This window comes from Chloracidobacterium sp. N (genome assembly GCF_018304765.1).
GTDB lineage: Bacteria > Acidobacteriota > Blastocatellia > Chloracidobacteriales > Chloracidobacteriaceae > Chloracidobacterium > Chloracidobacterium aggregatum.
Genome location: NZ_CP072643.1, coordinates 137,353 through 157,551 on the forward strand (window position 1 = coordinate 137,353; position 20,199 = coordinate 157,551).

Annotated in this window: 14 protein-coding genes; 2 read left to right on the forward strand and 12 right to left on the reverse strand. The window is 62.5% G+C overall.

Annotated features, from left to right (window positions below; translation table 11 throughout):
* The first annotated feature begins 33 nt into the window (after positions 1-33).
* Complete coding sequence (locus J8C05_RS11685; RefSeq protein WP_211423715.1) at positions 34-393, forward strand: hypothetical protein; 360 nt, start codon at positions 34-36, stop codon at positions 391-393.
* Between the two features lie 23 nt (positions 394-416).
* On the opposite strand, the gene J8C05_RS11690 is transcribed toward J8C05_RS11685, so the two are convergent.
* From J8C05_RS11690 to J8C05_RS11705, 4 genes are all read right to left on the reverse strand, one after another.
* Entirely contained in the window at positions 417-1,838 is a 1,422-nt protein-coding gene (locus J8C05_RS11690; protein WP_211423716.1) for a glycosyltransferase family 39 protein, read from the reverse strand.
* A 93-nt stretch (positions 1,839-1,931) separates the two neighbouring features.
* Positions 1,932-3,482, reverse strand: coding sequence for a glycosyltransferase family 39 protein (locus tag J8C05_RS11695; RefSeq protein WP_211423717.1), 1,551 nt, complete (start codon positions 3,480-3,482; stop codon positions 1,932-1,934).
* Positions 3,483-3,516: 34 nt separating this feature from the next.
* A complete protein-coding gene (locus tag J8C05_RS11700; RefSeq protein WP_211423718.1) occupies positions 3,517-4,662 on the reverse strand; it encodes a glycosyltransferase family 87 protein in 1,146 nt (381 codons plus the stop codon).
* 47 nt (positions 4,663-4,709) lie between these two features.
* On the reverse strand, positions 4,710-5,258 hold the full coding sequence (locus tag J8C05_RS11705) for a Spy/CpxP family protein refolding chaperone (RefSeq protein WP_211423719.1): 549 nt from the start codon (positions 5,256-5,258) through the stop codon (positions 4,710-4,712).
* 208 nt (positions 5,259-5,466) lie between these two features.
* Here J8C05_RS11705 and J8C05_RS11710 point away from each other — a divergent pair, with 208 nt between their 5' ends.
* Positions 5,467-6,978, forward strand: coding sequence for a Do family serine endopeptidase (locus J8C05_RS11710; RefSeq protein WP_211423720.1), 1,512 nt, complete (start codon positions 5,467-5,469; stop codon positions 6,976-6,978).
* A gap of 102 nt (positions 6,979-7,080) precedes the next feature.
* Here J8C05_RS11710 and J8C05_RS11715 read toward each other — a convergent pair whose 3' ends face one another.
* The 8 genes from J8C05_RS11715 to J8C05_RS11750 all read right to left on the reverse strand — a co-directional run bounded on the left by J8C05_RS11715 (position 7,081) and on the right by J8C05_RS11750 (position 20,178).
* Positions 7,081-10,503, reverse strand: a complete 3,423-nt coding sequence (locus tag J8C05_RS11715) for a TonB-dependent receptor (protein ID WP_211423721.1) — start codon at positions 10,501-10,503, stop codon at positions 7,081-7,083.
* A gap of 54 nt (positions 10,504-10,557) precedes the next feature.
* Complete coding sequence (locus tag J8C05_RS11720) at positions 10,558-12,105, reverse strand: acyl-CoA synthetase (RefSeq protein WP_211423722.1); 1,548 nt, start codon at positions 12,103-12,105, stop codon at positions 10,558-10,560.
* A complete protein-coding gene (locus tag J8C05_RS11725; RefSeq protein WP_211423723.1) occupies positions 12,102-13,103 on the reverse strand; it encodes a 3-oxoacyl-ACP synthase III family protein in 1,002 nt (333 codons plus the stop codon). The genes J8C05_RS11720 and J8C05_RS11725 overlap by 4 nt, the downstream gene beginning before the upstream one ends.
* Positions 13,104-13,128: 25 nt before the next feature.
* The gene (locus J8C05_RS11730) at positions 13,129-13,950 is read right to left on the reverse strand and encodes an alpha/beta fold hydrolase (RefSeq protein WP_211423724.1); all 822 of its coding nucleotides are present in this window, start codon (positions 13,948-13,950) and stop codon (positions 13,129-13,131) included.
* A 25-nt stretch (positions 13,951-13,975) separates the two neighbouring features.
* The gene (locus tag J8C05_RS11735) at positions 13,976-15,520 is read right to left on the reverse strand and encodes an acyl-CoA synthetase (RefSeq protein WP_211423725.1); all 1,545 of its coding nucleotides are present in this window, start codon (positions 15,518-15,520) and stop codon (positions 13,976-13,978) included.
* Complete coding sequence (gene phaR / locus J8C05_RS11740) at positions 15,517-16,044, reverse strand: polyhydroxyalkanoate synthesis repressor PhaR (protein WP_211423726.1); 528 nt, start codon at positions 16,042-16,044, stop codon at positions 15,517-15,519. The genes J8C05_RS11735 and phaR overlap by 4 nt, the downstream gene beginning before the upstream one ends.
* A 261-nt stretch (positions 16,045-16,305) precedes the next feature.
* Entirely contained in the window at positions 16,306-16,752 is a 447-nt protein-coding gene (locus J8C05_RS11745; protein WP_211423727.1) for a hypothetical protein, read from the reverse strand.
* A 168-nt stretch (positions 16,753-16,920) separates the two neighbouring features.
* On the reverse strand, positions 16,921-20,178 hold the full coding sequence (locus J8C05_RS11750) for an efflux RND transporter permease subunit (RefSeq protein ID WP_211423728.1): 3,258 nt from the start codon (positions 20,176-20,178) through the stop codon (positions 16,921-16,923).
* Positions 20,179-20,199: the final 21 nt, after the last annotated feature.

Sequence of the window (20,199 nt, forward strand, 5' to 3'; positions counted from 1 at the left end):
TAGATTTGGTGTTTTCAACCAGGGGGCATAGTGATGATGAGTCCAATTTTCGAGTACACCGCGCTCGTTTCGCCCATTCTGCCGGGTGAAGCCGCGCAGCTTGCCAAAAACTTTGCCTGTGCTGATCCCCACCAGCGGACGTTCATCGGGTTGCCGCCGTCGGTCAAGGACGCTCATGGGTTGCCTTCGGCGACCTGCGTTACCGTTACGTTCGAGGTCAATGCCGTTCCGGGGAGTTTGACGGCTTATATTGCCGGCGGGCGGGGTGGAATGCTGCGGCTTTCGACGGATTTGATGGAGGCGTTGCAACTGACACCGAACATGAAGGCGACGGTCCGGTTACTTTCCCGCGATGGGGACCGCCCGCAGATGGAGATCAGTATCGCGGGCTGAGTGTGGCGCACAGTCCTGGGGGCCTACATCCGCTTCCGCTGCCATTCATAGACGATGTAGCCTGGTGTCTCGCGCACGATGGGGTAGCCCCGTCGCTCAAACTCGCCTATCCAGTGTTTCATGTAGGTCTTGTGGCAGGTGAAGTAAAAATTTCCTTCCCACAGACTGAAAAACTCATCGTTGTCCAGCCAGATCGGCGCGTCTGGATGGCGTTGCAGGGCCCAGATGCCGGTTGCCACGGATGGTGGTTCGCGCTTTTTGGGATCAACATAGACGAGTTGGGAGAATTGCCCCGGGTAGTAATACCGGATTGGAAAGTACAGGTGGGCGGCGGCGACGACCGGGTAGTCCGGATTCGGCAGGTCCATGACTTCCGCAACACTTGGGGGGCTGAGACGCCAAGGCTGCATGGCTGCCCCAGACACTGGTATGCCCAGCAGGCACCAGATGGCCAGTGTTGTGAGCCGGGTCTGGTGCTCTGGCAGATGGCGAAGTCCGTAGGCGGTCAGTCCCCCAAGACCAACAAGCGTCGGAAGCAGGTATCGCTCCTGGAACATGGCCTGATGCGTAACCTTCAGAAAAGTCATCCAGAGCAGCGGCAGGCAGAGAAACCCGACGCCGCTTATCAGCCAGACATCTGCATTGCGGTTGTGGATTGTGCGGCGCCGCAGGCTGCTCCAGGTGAGTAGCCCGACCACCGCGCACAGTCCCAGGTAGGCTGGCGAGCCAAGCAGCCACCAGTAGAAATCAGCCAATTCCTTCCATTCGAGACTTATCTTCCAGAACCGCTGTTGCCCCTGCCGGTAGAGGAATGAGCTGTGCAGGGCCAGAACGACCAGCGGTGAGAACATGGCAATCCACCGCCGTCCATCGAGCTGCCGCTGTCGCCACGCCAACAGCCCCTCGATTGCCCACAGCAGGCATACCGGCAGAATGATGAGGTAGTGCAGTGCCAAGGCAATGGATAAACCAGTGCTGAGTCCGACGATTCCGACAGCTTGCCAGCTTGGGTGTCGCGTCAGTTGCCAGCCCAGAAGTCCGATACCGAGCCACCCAAGGGCAAGTCCGTACGGACGGGCTTCACTGGCATAGTACACCGCCGCCGTCAGCACAGGTGTCACCAGCGCAGCCAGGGCCGCGGCACGCGCCCCGCCCAGCAGCCGTACCCAGGCGTAGAGCGTCACGCAGAAGACCCAGTAGCCGACCATCGCCGGCAGGCGGAACGCCCCTTCGCTCTCGCCCAAAATGGACACGATGAAGCGCGTCAGGGCATAGAAAAGCGGTGGGTTCTGGTCAGGGCCGCGTTGGATGAGGTCCATCATCCCGGCCCAGTCGGGCATGGTGACGATGTAAAACGTAAACAGTTCATCCAGCCAGAAAGGCCGGGTTACCGCAGCGTGGGCTACGTAAGGCACATACAGCAGTGTAAAGAGGACAAGTGTCAAAATGTCCTCACGTAAAGCCGGTGACTTTGTTGACTCGGCTGACATGTAGATTACAACCCTGTTGTTGCGTGAGAGGCCCACCGGGACTGGAGCCTAGTCCGAAGTATAAGCATCATAGACAATGTATTCAGCCGTTTCCCGGACGACCGGCATCTGTCGTCTCTCCAGTGCCTCAAGCATTTCTCTGTCAGCAGATTTATGACAGTTTATATAGAATTTTTTATGTGATTTTCGGAAATCTTCCACATCCTCAAAACGTGGGGCGCGCGGGTTTCGTAAAAATGCGCGCAGCCCACGTTCCGGGTCTTTGGGTTGCCAATAGGTCATAATTCCAAAGACATAAACCACCTGCGGGAGTTGGTCGCGGTAGTAGTGCCTGATGGGTAGAAAACGCTGGACATTGAGGATAACTGGTTGCGTCGGGTTGGGAAGGTCTGTGATTTCCTCAATACCCGGACGTGCCAACTGCCACGGCTGGAGGCTTACCCACAGGGTTGAGGTCGCCAGAAGCATCCAGATTCCGGCCGCGAGTATTCTGGCGGGGCGTATGGCCAGATGCCGGACGCCAAAGGTCAACAGGATGGCCAGACCAGCCACGGCCGGCAGCAGGTAGCGTGGCGTAAACATGGTTTTGCCCGTTGCCTGCATCAGCACCATCCACCCTACCGGCAACCCAAAGGTCAATACCAGCCCCAACACGAGCCATTCCGGTGCATTCCGTCGGTTGCCGGGTGATGCAGGCTCGTGTGCGGTGCGGCGCTGTCGCCACTCCCGAAGCACAACCATCCCGACCATGACCAGAAAGGCCAGGCAGGCCCAGTTGCCCAGCATCCAGCGGTAAAAATCGGGAAGCTCAAACCAGCGCAGTTCCGGTTTCCAGTAAAGAAGTTTGGACTGTTCGGTGAAAACGGGCCAGTTGTAAGCCAGAACGGCCAGCGGCACGAGCAGCGCCGCCCAGACGGCCCACCGCCACTGCCGGGTACGCCAGGTGCGGTAGGCTTCCATCAGCCACAGGCACCCGATCGGAATCAGCGCCAGGTAGTGAAACGCCATCGCCAGGGACAGGCTGGCGCCCAGGCCGAGCCAGGCGCGACGGCAAGCCTCCGGTTTTTGGGCAAAGATGTCACCCAAGGCCAAGCACACCAGTGCCATACCAAAACAGCCGAGCATCAGTCCGTAGGGACGGGCCTCGCTGGCGTAGTACACCACGTTGGTGAACACCGGTGTCGTCATGGCCACCAGGGCCGCCGTCTGTCCGCCACCCAGCAGGCGTACCCAGAGGTGGAGCGTCACGCAGAGAACCCAGTACCTGACCATCGCCGGCAGGCGAAAAGCCCATTCGCTTTCACCGAATGCCAGTACAATCAGGCGTGTCACGGCGTGGAAAAGCGGTGGGTTTTGGTCAGCACCACGCCACAAAAGGTCCATGACTCCGTTCCAGTCGGGCATCGTGACGACATAGAAGGTGAACAACTCATCTATCCAGAAAGGCCGAGTCACTGCCGCGTGGGCTACGTAAGGTACATACAGCGCGGTGAACAGGGCGATGATCAGCGTATCGCTGCGCGTCAGACGGCGCTCTGCGGCCGGACTGGTATCGAACTCCATAAGGCTTGTCTCAGCGGCGACCTGGACGGATGACATGCAAACCTGAAATCCACCGGGCAAACGACAGAGGTTACTCGGTCGTTTCCAGACGCTCCGGCAAGTCCTGTTCGGTCAGAAAGACAAGCGTCAGTGTAGCGCCCAGTCCCACCAGCGTAAAGAGCGACCACGCCTCAACCCCCAGGCGCAGAATACCCGGGACAACCTGAAAACTGGACCACGTACACACCCCGAAGGCCACAAGCCACATCCGCTCCAGAGAATGGTTTTTCTGGCAGCGAAGCAGGATGGCAACCACCAGGGCCAATGTTGCAAAGTGCGCCACCCAACTGAGCTGGCTGCCAAGGACGCCCCACGCGCCAGCCACGGCCGCTGCCCGGTACACCGAAGTCCCCACGCCCCGGCAATGGGCCTGCCCAAGAAGAAAAAGCCCGCCGCTGCCAAGCAAGGCCACCGGCCAGTAGGGAAGCTGTCCCCCAACGCCAGCCCACCGGACAGCCCGCAAAAGCGCACCGTAGAGCGACTGGTTGCTGGCGACGGCAAAATCAAAATGCCACCCCTGAAGGATGATTTCCCGGTACCAGTCGTGCAGGATGGCCCACCTGTGGGTGCCCAGCGCCCCGCAGGACAGCGCATTGCCCAGCACCATCCACACCGCCCACCACGCAAGCAAACGCCACGCACGCCGTCCAACGAAGTATGGGATGAGCAATGCCGGTGAAAGCTTGACGCTGACGGCCGCCGCCAGCGCCAGTCCGCCGGTTGCGGCGCGCTGCCGATGGGCATCGGCCAGCAAGGCAAAGGTCACGAGCGCGGCGATCCAGAGATTGACCTGCCCAAGCAGGAAGTTGCCAAGCAGGACGGGCCCCAGCGCCAGCCACCACCCGGCATACATCAGATTTGGGGTGGGTGTCGGCGGCAGAACCCGCTGTACCAGTCGCCATAGCCAGCCCGCGGCCAGGACGTTACCCGCAGCCCAGAGGAATGCCGCAACCGGTAGTGGAAGCCACGCCAGCGGTACCAGAAGTTGGGCAAACAGGGGTGGATAGAGATAGGGCGTGGCGGCACGGATGGGAATCTCGTAGGGATTCCCCGTCAGCCATACCTGCCGCGCGGCAGCATAAAACACGGTGAAATCGTTGCCGTAACGCTCCGGGGTCGTGCCGCTGCGCGTGGCGCTGAACCAGCACAGCACACCGATGCCAAAGCCCCATCCCATACGGAAAAGCCACAACGATGACTTCACGTTCGAGGCGATGGGCAAGGCTATGGCGTTGGCGGCCGGCCGGGCGGACGTTGACCGGGGCGCTCCGGCGCACGGGGCTGGAATGTTCCCGGATCGGCGCGCAACTCATTGAGGATACGTACCTGGTCGGGCGTCAGAACCGTTCGGATGCGATACTGCATCCGCGCCCGAAGCTGGGTCAGGTTGGCCTCGGCGGCAGCCAGTTCGCGGGCGCACTGCTCAACCAGTGATTCACTGGTTTCCACACTGTAGATGGCTTCCGTAAGCGCCTGGCGGCACCGGAAGACCTCACGCCGCGCTGCATTCAGGGTTGGTCCCTCCTGGCGGCGAACTTCGTGCATCTGCCGGCGCTGTTCCGGCGTCAGCCCCAACACCCGCACCAGAAGACGCGATTCGTAAAGGGCGGCCGGCAGTTCTGCCCCCTGGCGCAGGATGGCCACATCGGCGTCCGGTTCAGGCATCGGGCGTGCTGGCTGCTGGGCAACCAGCACCCCGCCCACGACGCCCAACCACAGGCCGCTGAAAAGCAATTGGCAGAACATTCCGGTTGGCAACAAACGTGGCATCATGGCTTGTGTTCAGTTCGTTTGGTGTGGGTTTGAAATACCTGCCACCATGGAGACCCAGCCGGGGGAAAAAGTCGGAAAAATTCTCACCGTGACCCCGCGGGGAAACGGCATGATAGGCGACAACCATCGTTGACAGTCGGGTTGCATGCGCCCCACACTCGGTTGTCTCCCTCCCATCACTTATCACTCCCCATTGGACGTGGCCCCTATGCAGATACGTCGCAAGTTGCTTGGTTTTGCTCTCCAGTCGGTGTTCGTTGCCTCTATCGGATTTGCGCTGGTGGTGAGCGGCTGGATGGTGCTCGCCCGGACCGCACGCCCGGCGGCTCCCGACCTGTCAAAGCTCTCCATCGTGTCACACCGGGGAGAGCCGCTCAACGGCGCGGCGGCTGACCTTTCCACGGTTTTTCGGAAGGTTGGCAAGCTTGTCAAGCCATCGGTGGTCAGCCTCCGGGTCGTCGAGACCGTTTCCACCGAGTCGCTGGGGCTGGGGCGGAACCATCCGCCGATTCCGGGAATGGAGGACGGACTCAAACAGCGTGGCTCTGGCTCCGGGTTCATCATCAGTCCCGACGGATACATCGTCACCAACGAACACGTTGTCGGCAAAGCTGACAAAATCCGGGTGACGTTTGACGACGGCCGGCAGGTGCTGGCCAAGCTGGTCGGCGTGGATGCGGCCACCGATCTGGCCGTGATCAAGGTTGACCTGACGGGACTGACGCCGGTGACGCTTGGCGATCCGTCGGAAATGGAGCAGGGGGACTGGGTGATGGCGATTGGTGCGCCCTTCGGCCTCGAACAAACCCTGACGGTGGGCGTCATCAGCGCCACGGGACGCAACCTGCCGAGTTCCCGCGCCAACCGGTTTGCGCAGTACAACAACTATCTGCAAACCGATGCCTCCATCAATCCGGGCAATTCCGGGGGGCCCCTGCTCAACCTGCGGGGGGAAGTCATTGGCGTCAACACCATGATTCTTTCCGAGTCAGGCGGCAGTGAAGGCATCGGATTTGCCATTCCTTCCGATCTCGTCGAACGCATCTGCCGCAAGCTCATTCTGGAAGGGCGGGTGCGCCGGGGTTGGCTTGGCGTGAGCCTGCCGGTTCAGCCGCTGACCGACGCCCAGGCCAAATCGCTGGGCCTGCCCAATACCGAAGGGGCACTGGTCCAGGATACGGTCGGCCCCGACAGCCCGGCGGCGCGCGCCGGTTTGCGGAGCGGAGATTTCATCGTGCGTTTCGACGGCATGCCCATCCGCAATGAGCGCGAACTGACGGGCAAGGTCGCTGAAACTGAAGTCGGGAAAACGGTGACGGTCGAGTTCATCCGGGATGGACAGCGCCAGCAAACGCAGGTGACGATTGATGAACGCCCGGCCGCCGAAACGGCGATGCAGCCAACGCCCAAAACCGACGCTGCTCAGGACGCCAACCTGCTGGGTCTGAAGGTGGCGCCGCTTCCGGCTGATCTCGTCTCCAAACTGCGCCGTCCCGAAGGGGTTTTGGTTGAAGCCGTACGTCCCGCCAGTCCGGCTGACGAAGCCGGCCTGGTCAAGGGGATGGTGCTGCACAGCCTGAACCGGCGTCCGGTCAAGTCGCCCGAAGACATGGCGCAACTCACCCAGAACCTGCGCCTCGGTGAAACCGTGGTGCTCGAAGTCGAAGTGCAGCTCAACGGCCGGTGGGAGTTCCGCTTCATCTCGGTCAATATCGAGTAGCCGGAGCGCACGGCCGGCAGACCGGCTACGTGAAAAGATAAAGGGGTGGGGAATTCGTCCCCACCCCTTTTGACGTTGCCGGCGTCTGGTTGCCGGTGACGGTCAGAAGCTGTACTTGAACGCAAACTGAATGAGCCGCGGCCCCGTCGAAGTCGAGAGGATGCGCCCGAAGTTCGGGTTCAACGGCGCGCCGCCCGGCGTGATGGGCGCTCCGGTGCTGACCGGATTGGCGAAGTTCGTCTGGTTGAAGGCATTGAAGAATTCCGTGCGGAATTCAACCCGCTGCCGTTCACCAATCGGGAAGAACTTGACGATGGAGATGTCACTGTTGGCCTGCGCCGGGCCGCGCAGAATGTTGCGGCCGGTGTTGCCAAAGTTGCCAACGCCCGTCGCGACGACAAACGCACCCGTGTTGAAGTAGCTGTCCAGCCGGCTGCGCACATCCCCGCTGCGCGCGGCGCTGCCCCGGAAGCCGGGGATGAAGTCCGCCCGCGAGGCATCGAACAGTCCGCGCCCCGAAATCACGTTGAAGGGCAGTCCTGACTGGACGATGGACACCACAGCAATCTGCCAGTCGTTGACCAGGTATTTCAGCGCCCCGTCGCCCTGATAGAACTTCGGCAGGTCATAGACGAAGCTGGCCACGACGCGGTGCCGCCGGTCAAAGTCTGCCGTCCCGCGCGTTCCGGCAAAGGTGGCCTGGTCGCCCACGTCGGCCGACACGTCGCTCGTCCCGGCGGAAGTGATCTGCCCGGAGTAGTTGTCAATCGTGTGTGACCACGTGTAGGCAAACAACCCCTGAAGCCCCTTGGCCAGCCGCCGCGTCACGCTGATTTGCAACGAGTTGTAGCTGGAGTTGGCGGTTGTTTCCTGGGCGTGGACGCCAAAACCGATGGTTGGAATCGTCGAAAACAGCGGGCTGAGGGTGAACGTCCCGACCGCATTCGGCGAGGTCGTCTGGTTGAGGTTGCGGAAGCGCGTCAATTTGCGGCCAACCGAGCCGACATAGGCGATTTCAAGCTGGGTGTCCTTGATGAACTCCCACTGCACGCCGAAGGAATACTGCTGAATGTAGGGCGTGCGCAGGTTGCGGTTGACGTAAATGCCCTGCACCGGAATGACGATGTTGGGCTGGTTGGTCGGTCCCACCGGCAGCAAGGGGTTGAACAGGTCATTCGGTACGGTGAAGGGGAAACCGACCGGGTACTGCTGCGGAATCGGCACGAACGGGTTGGCCAGCGGCCGCGAAAACTGCGCCAGCGCCAGTGTGTAGTAGGGATAGGTCAGCCCCTGGTTGTTGACGACGCGCGAGTTCGGACGGTCGTAGTAGATGCCGTAGCCACCCCGGATGACGAACCGGTTGCTGTCGAGCGGCCGAAAGGCAAACCCAATCCGGGGTGCAACGTTGTTGCGGTCGGGCGGCACGAGTCCCCGCTCGACTTTGGGCACATTGGGAATGCCGGGGCTGGCATTGCCGGCCTGCAGAAAGCCGTTGCCGGGGGCGTTGGCACGGAAGCGCGCCGGATCGAAAGTCACGAAGCGGCCTTCGGTGTCAAAAAAGGGTCCAAAGTAGTCGTACCGGACGCCAAGGTTGAGGGTCAGGCGCGGGTGAATCTTCCAGTCGTCCTGGAAGAACAACGCGAAGTCATGCGCCCGCACCTGCCGTTTGGCCGATCCGGGGCCGATAATCGAAAACACCGGATTGAAGCCCGGAAAAGCATCCGCCACGAGAAATTCCGTGAAGGCATCGCGCCGTCCCGGTGTAAAGAGCGGCGCCAGGGCCGCCAGATTGGTCAGCGCGCCGGTGAAGGTGATGGCGCCACGGGCAAAGACATCGAAATCCACCCGCACCCGGTTGTAACGGTACTCACCCCCGAACTTCATGGCGTGATTGCCGGTGGTGTAGGTCACGGTGTCGCCGGCCGTGAGGGTGTCCGCCTGGTTGTCGCTGGCCGAAAAACCGGAGGGCCCGGCGGTGAAGAAATTGGTCAGCCCGATGGCGGGCATGCCGGGGAAGCGGCCGCGATTGGGCGAGTTGATGCCAAACTGATTGGCTGTGAACGGTTCGGTCGGCGTCGCTTTTGCCGGAATGATGTTGAAGCCAAAGCGCGCCTCGTTGATGAAGCCACTGGCAAACACGTGCGTATCGGTGACGGAAAGGAAGCGGTTGTTGGCGTCTGTCCGCACCGGATAGCCCGGCGTCTGAAGGGCATTGGCCAACCCGAACTGATTGAACAACCCCTGGTCAGTCCGGTTGTTGGCAAAGAAGAACTTGACGGCCAGCCGGTTGGCGTTGCCGAGCTGGGCATCCACGTTTGCATTGAACTGTTCTTCCCGGAATTTCGAGAGCGTCGGCAGGATGCGCGCAATCTGCCCGTTGCCCGACGGAATAAGGAAAGAGCCATCGGGATAACGCGCCTGGAGCAGACGGCGGGCCACCGGGTTGACAAAACCAAGCTGTCCGAACGCGGCCAGTCCGGGGGCGCGGGCACGGGACAGTGCCGCCAGCGCCGCATCCGAACGGTCATCGGTCAGGTCGGGCGGCGTGCCGACCACCGCCAGGCTGTTGGTCAACGACGTACCGTTGGTTTCACGGGTGCCCTGGTAGGAGCCGAAAAACCAGAGCCGGTCCTTGATGATGGGACCGCCGAGCGTGCCGCCGTACTGGTAGCGTTCGTTGGTGGGACGATCGATGCCCTGGCGCTTGAGGAAGAAGTTGTTGGCGTTGAGCGAGGTGTCGCGCAGGAAAAAGTAGGCATTGCCGTGAAACTCGTTTGTGCCCGACTTCGTCACGGCGGTGACGATGCCGCCCGCATTGCGTCCGGCCGAGGCATCGTACTGGCTGGTCAGCACGATGAACTCCTGAAGCGAGTCCGTGGCGGGAACAGCCAGATTGGGCGTCGAACCCGTCCCAATCGAGTTGGCGTCAATCCCGTTGATGAGCACCGAGTTGCTCGTCGTCCGCTGGCCGTTGACGTTGATGGCCGTGTCGCCGCGTCCGACTTCTGACGTGTTGGTGATGTTGGCCGAAGTGCCGGCGCTGAGCGTCAGAAGCTGCTGGAAGTTGCGGGTTGGAAGCGGCAACTGACGCAGGCTGCGCTCCTCGATGACGCGCCCCTGGCTGGATGAGTCCGTCCGCACCAGCGGCCCTTCGGCAGTGACGACAATGACTTCGCCGCTGACATCGCCAACCTGCAGGGTGAGGTCAGCAACCGTGTTTTCAGTGATGCGGACGGGAACGCCGTCCAGAACCGTTTTCTGGAAGTTGGCGGCCGTGGCCTCAACCCGGTAGATGCCGGGTGGAAGCAGCGGCACGGTATAGGTGCCGGTATCGCCCGTCGTCACCGTCCGGGTCGTGCCCGTGCCTTTCTGAATGACGGTGACGGTCGCACCGGAAACAACGGCACCCGATGGATCGGTCACGGTGCCGCTCAACTGTCCGGTCGAGACCTGCCCAAAGACGGGCAGTGCGGCCAGGCAGCCAATGAAAAGCGCCAGACAAAGGCGCAAAAGTCGGTTGCACATGGGGGTGAACTCCTTACTCCTGAGTGAACTGGTAGGGATTTTTTCCAGGATGGTTTATCCGTTGGGTGAACCAAGCAGCCGCTCGCGCAGCTCACGCTTGAGCAGCTTGCCGGCAGCGCTGATGGGCAGGGCGTCGAAAAACCGTACTGCCTTGGGCACCTTGTAGCCCGCCAGACGGTCGCGCAAAAAGGCGATGAGTTCCGGCTCGGTGGCGGTCATATCCGGCTTCAGCACGACGCAGGCCACCCCGACTTCGCCCCACTTGGGGTCAGGAACGCCCACAACGGCGCACATGGCCACGGCCGGATGGGCATAGAGCGCCTGTTCGATTTCAGCCGGATAGACGTTTTCGCCGCCGGAAATGAACATGTCCTTCTTGCGGTCCACAATGAAGAAGTAGCCTTCGGCGTCCTGCCGCGCCATGTCGCCGGTATGGAACCACCCTTCAGCGTCGCGGCTGGCCGCCGTGGCTTCCGGGTTGCCAAAATAGCCGGATGAGCCGGACGGCCCCCGCAGTACCAGCTCGCCGGGTGTATCCGGCGGCAGTTTGTGACCTTGCTCGTCCACCACGGCGGCTTCGACAAAGAAGTTGGGCCGCCCAATCGAGCCAGCTTTGCGTTCGGCATCTTCCGGTGCCAGGGCAAAGACGCCGGGACCGAACTCGGTCATCCCAAAACCCTGCTTGAAACAAATACCCTTGGCCGTCCGGTAGGCTTCGATAACGGGCAACGGCAGCGGCGCGCCCCCGCTGGTGCAGAAGCGCAGCGAAGACAGATCGGCGGTGTCCCAGTTGGGCGCGGCCTGCATCATCTGGTACATCGTCGGGACGCCGGCAAAGACCGTCACCCGCTCGCGGGCGATGAGGTCGAGTGTTTGTGCGGCGTCAAATTGCCGCACCAGAATGGTCGTTCCGCCCAGAATGGCCAGCGGGACGGTATAGACAAACAGACCGCCGGTGTGAAACAGCGGAAACACATTCAGATAGCGGTCGCCATGACGCAGGTCATGGATGACTGTGTTGAGGGTGTTCCATGCGATCTGCCGGTGCGAAATGGCTGCGGCTTTGGGCGTGCCGGTCGTTCCGCCGGTAAAGATGAGCGCCGCAATGTCTTCTGGTTGCACCGGCATCGGGATGAAATCCGGCGCCGGGGTTGCCAGCCAGTCGGCAAGGGGCAGGCTGTCGGCCACCGGCTGGGAATCGAGATGGACGAGGTGTATCCCGGCCAGTTCGCCGGTCTCCTGCATGGCGCTGACCGTCGGGACGAAATCGGCGCCAAAGGCCAGCACGCGCGGGCGAAGCTGCCCCAGGATGGTCAGTTGTTCCCGCCAGTGAAGCCGCCAGTTGAACGGCACGTGCAGCGCGCCGAGCTTGGCGCAGGCAAAGAACAAGTCGAGATGTTCGATGCCATCGCGGGCAAGAATGGCCACCCGGTCGCCGGCGGTGACACCCAGCCGGCGCAGAGCAGCAGCGACGCGCGTGGCCCGCTCATTGGCTTCGGCAAAGGTCAGGCGAAGCGGCTCCGGCTTTGAAGCATCCACGAAGGCCAACGCTTCCGGCGAATACACGGCGCGTCGTCCAAGGTAATCACCCAGCCCAATCATCCTTGCTGCCACCTCCAGACAGAAGCTGCCAGCGCAATCCCGCCGCCGCTGGCGCAGAAGACGACGAGTTGCCCCGGACGCAAACCGCGCCGCGTCACAACCAGGTCATCGAGCGCCATAGGCAGACAGGCCGAGCCGGTGTAGCCCCACTTGTCCATGACCCAGTGCGTCTTTGCGAGCGGTTGTCCGAGTTGCTGCATCACCATTTCGATGGTGCGCAGGTTGATTTGCGTAAACAGGAACCAGTCCACGTCATCGAGGGCGTGGTTGGTTTTGTCAAGCGCCGCGCGGATGAGTTGGGGCCAGTATTCCGTATTGAAGGTGCGTGGAAACTTGCGAACAAACTGCACCTTGGGCGGCCCATACGTGGCGAGTGTCTCCGGTGTACAGGGGCGGAAAGCGCCGCCGGTGTAAATACCCATGGCGTCGTGGAACGCACCAAGGGCCTGAAGCTTGCCGGCGAGAAAGCCCGGACGTTCGGCGGCGCCAAGGATGACGGCCCCGGCGCCATCGGCAAACAACGTGGCGGTGTACTTATCGTTTGGGTCGAGAAAGCGGCTCATGGCATAGCCGCCGGCAACGAGAATGTAGCGGTAGTCGGTGTCACCCAGAAGCGTCAGCGCCCCCTGATTGAGCGCCGTGACCCAGCCGGCGCAGGCGGCGTTGAGGTCAAACGTACCAGCGCGCGATGCTCCCAGCTTCGCCTGAACGGCGGAAGCCGTTGCCGGCGAAAGGTAATCCGGCGTGTCCGTGGCGACGATGATGAGGTCCAGGTCGGTTGGATTCAGTTGCGCCCGTTCGAGCGCCTGGCGGGCTGCGGCCGTCACCATGTCGGAGGTGGTCTCACCTTCGCTCAGGTAGCGCCGTTCGTGGATGCCAACATTGGCCACCAGCCAGTCTCCGACCGGTTCGCCAAAACGCTCGTCAAAGACCGCGTTGGGCACGACCTGGGCGGGGACATAACAGCCGGTGGCAAGAATCTGTACGTGGCGCGACATGGGCGCACTCCTTCTGTGGCTGCCGTCAGACCGATGCGTCTTCCGGGGTGCGACCAAAAAAACTGGCCAGCGCGGCAGCGGTTTCCTGGGGTTTCTCGATGGGGAACAGATGTCCGGCGTCGGGGATGATGACGGTTTCCGCGTGGGGCAGTTTGGCCTTGAGAAGCTCGACATTGCCGGGCGGCACCACCTGGTCGAGTTCCCCGGCCAGCAACAGGGTCGGGCAGGTAATGGCGCTGATGCGTTCCGCTGCGTCATGAGTCGCGCCGGCCACAAGCTGGCTCTGGAAAGCTGCGGGCGGCACGGGCGTCGTCAGCCGGTAGGCAATCAGGGCTTCGAGCATTGGCGGTTTGGCGGCGAGAAAGGTGGGCGCCACAGCCGTTTCCAGCCCCCGGCGGATGAGTTCCATCGGGTCGAGGTTCCGGTCGAGCATGAGAACGGCCATAGCCGCCGGCGTCGGCGGGATGGACTGCGGGCCGCCAAAACTCGTGCCGGCCAGAACGAGCTTCTGCACCCGCTCCGGCGCGGCCAGCGTCAATTCCTGCGCAATGAAGCCCCCCAGGGAATGGCCGACGACGATGACGCGGTCGAGCGCCAGGGCGTCCAGGACGCCCAGCATGTCGGCAGCCATCTGGGCGGTGGTGTAGGGCCCGGCCGGCTTGTCGCTGCGCCCGGCGCCCCGGTTGGCCGGCATGATGAGCCGGTAATGGTCCCGCAGGTAGGGTGCCACCGACTGCGCCCAGAACCATTCGTCATAGCCAAGGCCGGCAATGCACAGGACGGGCGGATACGGGCCGCCGGTGTCTTCGACATAGAGGTTGATCCCGTTGGTGGTCAGGCAGGGCATTGGCTGGTTCCTTTCCTGTGGGGTGTCAATGTGGTGCGTCCGGTTGGGTGAGTTGTGCCCGCAGCGTCACTTTGTCCACCTTGTGGGCGCCGGTTTTGGGAAGGGCCGGCAGGCGAATGAAGCGTTTGGGAACTTTGTAACCGGCCAGCCGGGCGCGGCAGAATGCGGTCAGTTCGGCATCGGAGCATTCCCCGGTCAGGACGACAAAGGCCACGCCGACCTCGCCCCAGGTTGGGTCAGGAACGCCCAGCACGGCGGCTTCGGCGACCGCCGGACATTCGTACAGCACACTTTCGACCTCGGCCGGATAGACGTTTTCGCCGCCGGAAATGAACATGTCCTTGAGCCGGCCGACAATGCGGAAGCATCCGTCGCCGTCGCAGGTTGCCAAATCGCCTGTATGGAGCCAGCTTTCGGCGTCGAGCGCCGCGGCCGTGGCGGCCGTATTGTTCCAGTAGCCTGAGAAAAGGTGCGGCCCGCGCAGGCACAGCTCCCCCACTTCGTCGGTGGTGCAGGGGGTGCCGTCCGACCGCACAAGCCGGGCTTCGACGGACCAGAGCGGATAGCCGACGGCGCCGGGTTTGCTGTGGACTTCGGCATCCGGCAGCCAGAAGTTGTTGGGGCCGGCTTCGGTCAGTCCATAGCCGGTTCTGAAGGCGACGCCCTTGGCCCGAAACGCTTCAAACACGGGCATCGGGCAGGGCGCGCCACCGCTGATGACAAAGCGGAGCCGGCTGAAGTCCGCCGTGGCCCAGCGGGGATGCCGCTGAAGCTCAATAAACATCGTGGGCACGCCAAAGAGGATCGTCACGCCGTGATGCTCGATGGCGTCAAAGGTTTGTTCCGGCGCAAACCCGCTGGCGACAATACTCGTGCCGCCAGTGGCGACGAGCGGCGCGGTGAGGACGTTCAGCCCGCCCGTGTGGAACAGCGGCGCGTCGAGCAGCGTCACGTCGTCGGGCCGTATGCCCCAGGACAGCACCGTATTGATGGCATTGGCAAAGATGGCGCGGTGGGAGAGGACGGCTCCTTTGGGCGTACCGGTGGAGCCGCCGGTGTAGCAGACCACCCAGGGGGATTCGGGCGTGATGGGCGGCGGCGGCATCGGCGTTGTGGGACAGGTGGCACGTTCGCCAAGGGCGATGGCCGTGGGGTCGCTGTCATCGAGACTGACGCGCTGGAGCGCGTGCGGCTGGGCCAGTTCGGCGGCTGTTTCACGGTGGGTGGCATCGGCCAGGATGGCGACCGGGGCTGCGTCCGCAACCAGCGTTGCCAGTTCGCGCCGGCTCAGCCGCCAGTTGAGGTTTTGCAGGATGCCGCCGAGTTGTCCCAGGGCAAACCAAATGTCGAGGTAGGCGACGCTGTTGCGCGCCAGGACGGCAACGCGGTCGCCGGGGCGGACGCCCAGCCGGTCATGCAGAAAGTGTGCCGTTTGATTGACGCGCTCGAACCACTGGCGATACGTCACCGACGCATAGTCCTGCGCGGCATCCCGCAGCGCGATGCGGTCGGGGGAAAGCCGCGCGCGAATGGCCAGCCAGTCAAATGTCGGAGCCGGGAGAACAGTCATGACGGGGAACGACGGCTTTTGCGCTCCGTCTGGCGCCTGGGTTGGTCTTTGGATTGGTTTTTGGACTGGCGTCTGGCCGGCCGTTTGGCGGCCAACCGGGCTGGCGGCGGCGCTGGAACGGGACTGACCGCGTCAGCGTCCGCGCTGCCGAGTCCGGACATGGCCGCGCCGAGGTTGAGCCATTCCCGGAACCGTCGGTCAAATTCCTGACGCGTCTTGAGATAGGCTTCGAGACTGGCCGTGAGGTAGTTTTGAAAGAAGTCCTGAAGCGTTTCCCCCTGCAGGCGGATGAGTTGCAGCAGGAAGGACACCGGCAGCAGGTTTTGGCGCAGTTTTTCTTCTTCGAGAATGATGTTGACAAGCACCGGCTTGGTGACATCCTCGCCGGTGCGCGAGTCCACGACGCGAATATCGTACCCCTGGCGGATGATGTCCACCACGTCCTGGCTGGTCAGGTACCCCCCGGACGCCGTGTCATAGAGCCGACGGTTGCCGTAGCGTTTGATGGTACGTGTGTCAGGCATAGGCATTGGCGCGTCATGGGCCGTTTTACGCAATTGCTTGACATGCGTCAATACCTATCTTTGAAATTGCTGCAATAAGTCAGGTTGTTGTTTTGTGCCAATGCGAAAAGACACCGGCTGCCTGGCTCCGTCTGGTGTTTGCTGTCATCCCGGCAAAGCCGGGCCGCGGCCTGTGGGTGGCGCGCTGCCGGGTGAGACTGTGAGTTGGCCGTATCTGTGGGTTTGCCGGGTGGCAGGGATTGGAGGGCTGGTGCTGGTGCGCTACCGCAGCGTCCCCGGGCGGTACAGGATGACGACGACCTCACGCCCGCCGAAGGCCGTCTCGGCCACGGCCATCGCCGCAAACCGGAATCCTTCACACCCGGCCTCAGCGAGTTCCTTCTGCATGGTCGAGGTCCGGGAAGTCGCCAGCAGTTTGTACTCGAATTCGGTTCCCAGCGGGGCCGTGCGCGACATGATGACGACGCATTCGTTGCCGCCAAAGGCCGTCTCGCCGCCCATGACGCCCTCGAAACGAAAGCCCTCCCGGGCCGCTTCATTCATTTCCCGCTCCATCGTCGAGGTTTTTGACGTGGCCAGGAGGCGGTATTCGATGTTTTGGTCAGAAGCAGCCGGGCGTTCCGGGTTCCTTGCCATTTGCGCCCAAGCCGGGGTGGTGATGCTCAGACTGAAAAACAACAACAGGCCAAACAGTGATTTGACAGGCACAGGACATGCTCTCCGGGTATTGTGAATATGAGTGTGGTTGGTCGTCTGGATAAGATGCCGACCGTTCGGGGTCAAGCCCAAAATTGAAAGGGCGTGGGTAAAAAACATCCCACGTTGCCTTTCGGGCTGAAGCGTCCAGGGGGTTGTCGCAAACGACAGAAAACCGGCTCAGGTTTCACCGGTGGTTTTGGCCGGTTGTTCCGTGGGGTCGGCTTTGTCTCTGGCGGGCGACCGGTCGCGCCAGACCCGCCCCAGGGGTTTCCACCGGCCGGCAAGGCCGTGCCAGAAACGGGTGGCGGCGAGGTCGTCAAAGATGGAATAGGCCACCGGCGTGACCAGCAGCGTCAGCAGCAGGGAGAGACTCTGTCCGCCAATGACCACCAAGGCAATCGAGCGCCGTTCTTCCGCCCCCGGCCCCGTGCCGATGGCCAGCGGAAGCATCCCGGCCACCAACGCCAGGGTCGTCATCAGGATGGGACGCAGCCGGTTCTGATTCGCCTGCACAATCGCCGTCTGACGTTCCAACCCCTGCGCCCGAAGCACATTCATCTGGTCAATCTGCAGGATGGAGTTTTTCTTGACGACGCCAAACAACACCAGAATCCCCAGCGCCGAATACAGGTTGAGCGTGTCGTTGGTCAGCCACAGGGAGAGCAGGGCAAAGGGCGCCGACAGCGGCAGACTTAACAGAATCGTGACCGGATGGATGAGGCTCTCAAACTGGGAAGCCAGAATCATGTACATAAACACCACCGAGAGCAGAAAGGCAAAGATGAACTCGGTGAAGGTGCGTTCGAGTTCGCGCCCACGCCCTGAAACCGCATAGGTGTAAGCTGTGGGCAAGTTCATCTCCGCAACGGCTTTCTTGAGCGCCTCCAGCCGGTCGGCAAGGGCGTAGCCCGGGCCGACGCCGCCCCGCAGCGATACCTGCCGCTGCCGGTCCAGACGGTCAATGCGTGACGGGCTGGTTTCCTCCGTAATCGTGACCAGGTTGCTCAGGGGAACAAGTCCGCCCCGCGATGAGGGCACGTACAGGCGCAGGATGGCTTCCCGGTCGTTGCGCTGGCCGTTGACCAGCCGGATTTGCACGTCGTAATCCTCGTTGAGCGCCACATCCCGGTAGCGGGAAACCCGGTCATCGCCCCCGACCATGAGCCGCAGACTCGTGGCAATGTCGGCCGTCTCCACGCCCAGGTCAGCCGCCCGCTGGCGGTCAATCACCACCCGCAGTTCCGGTTTGTCCAGCTTCAGCGTCGTGTCGGTATCCACGATGCCCCCCAACTGCATGGCTTTTTCCCGGAGCTGTTCGCCATAGCGCGCCAGCGCCACCAGATCGGGGCCACGCAGGACGAAATCAATCTCAAAGTTTCCGCCGCCGATATTGAATGAGGTTGCATTGCGCAGGCTGACGCGAAAGGGGGCGTACTTGCGCATTTTGGCGCGCAGGGTCTGCATCAGCTCGCGCTGCGTGAAGTTGCCTTTGAAGGCATCGAGCGGGCGTCCCCGCCAGGTTTCCCGCCACAGGCGCGTCAGGGAAAAGGTCCGCACGTCATGTGGCACCATGCGGACGTACAGGTTGCCCTGGTTCACCCCGCCCAGAAACGAGCCGCCAGCCGTGGCCAGCACCAGTGCCACGCCCGGCGTCGTCCGCACGTCCTGTTCGATGGCGCGCATGGTCTCATCCATGGCCGCCAGACTCGTGCCTTCCGGGCCGTTCACGTTCATTTCAAACTCCGACTCATCCACATTCGACGGCGTGTATTCCTGCCGGACAGCCTGGTACAGCGGCACCCCGGAAGCCATGACAAGCAGGACCAGCAGGGAAACTGCCAGGCGATGCCGCAGGGAGAGCCGCAGCAGCGCCAGGTAGGCGCGCTCGATAAGGCCGTAGAAACCGCGTCGGGAGGCCGCCGGCCGGTGCGCCGAGCCGTGCTGGGCCGCCGCGTCCGCCGCCCGGAGCAGCCGTGAACTCATCATCGGCGTCAGGGTGAAGGACACCAGCAGCGAAACGAGAATGGCAACGGCCGCCGTCAGGCCGAACTGATACAGGAAGCGGCCCGAAATCGAGGACATAAACGACACCGGCAGGAAGATGACGACCAGTGAAAGCGTGGTGGCCAGCACGGCCAGTCCAATCTCGGCCGTTGCTTCCCGGGCCGCAGCCATTGGCGGCAGTCCCTTTTCCTCGATGAAGCGGAAGATGTTTTCCAGCACCACGATGGCATCGTCAATGACGACCCCGACCATGAGCACCAGCGCCAGCATTGTGACGCCGTTGAGGGTAAAGCCCAGCGCCCACATCATGCCGTAGGTTGAAATCACCGAAGCCGGAATGGCGACGCCGGCGATGATGGTCGAGCGCCACGAACGCATAAAGAGCAGCACGGCCAGACAGGCCAGCAGACTGCCCAGCACCAGGTGGGTCTGAATCTCGTGCAGCGCCGCTTCGATATACCGTGACTGATCGCGGATGATTTCCAGCCGGACATCCCCCGGAAGCTGCCCCGCCACACGCTCCAGTTCCTGCTTGACGTTGTTGATGACCTCGACCGTGTTGGCGCCGGACTGCCGCCGGATTTCGAGCGTGACGGTCGGCGTGCCATTCAGCCGCGCCAGTGACCGCGGTTCCTTCGTTCCGTCTTCGACGTAGCCGATGTCGTGAACGTAGATGGGCCGGCCGTTGAGCAGGGCCACGGTCAGGTTCTCGAAGTCGCGCGGGTCGGTGTAGCGCCCCAGCGTGCGGAGCGTCATTTCGCGTTTGCCGGCATCCACATTGCCGCCGGGAATGTCCGCGTTCTGGCGCTGGATGGCCTGGCGCACCTGGGTGATGGGAATCCGGTAGGCCGCGAGGCGTTCCGGTTCAACCCAGACGTTGATGGCGCGGTTGAGACCGCCAATGATGCGGACCTCCCCGACGCCCCCGGCGCGTTCGAGGCGGATTTTCACGATTTTGTCCGCCAGCTCGGTCAGTTCCCGAAGCGGACGGTCAGCCGACAGGGCAATGGAGAGCACCGGTGTGCTGTCGTTGTCGAACTTCTGCACCACGGGCGGCAGAGCCTCCACGGGCAGGTCGCGCAGAACGGCATTGATCCGGTCCCGCACATCCTGCGTCGCCGTTTCGATGTCCCGGTTGAGCTTGAACGTCACCAGCACCAGTGAAATGCCGGGGCCGGAAACCGACCGGAGCTGGTCAATACCGTCCACTGTGTTGACGGCCTCTTCAATCCTCTGTGAAATCTCGGTTTCAACTTCTTCCGGCGATGCGCCGGGCAGCGCCGTGCGGATGGTGACGGTCGGCAGGTCAACCGAAGGAAAGCGGTCCACACCGAGCCGGAAGTAGCCGGCCAGCCCGACGACGACCAGCGACAGGATGAGCATGGCCGCAAAAACCGGGCGGCGAATACAGATTTCGGCAAGTTTCTGCATGATGTTTCGTCCAGAAGCGAC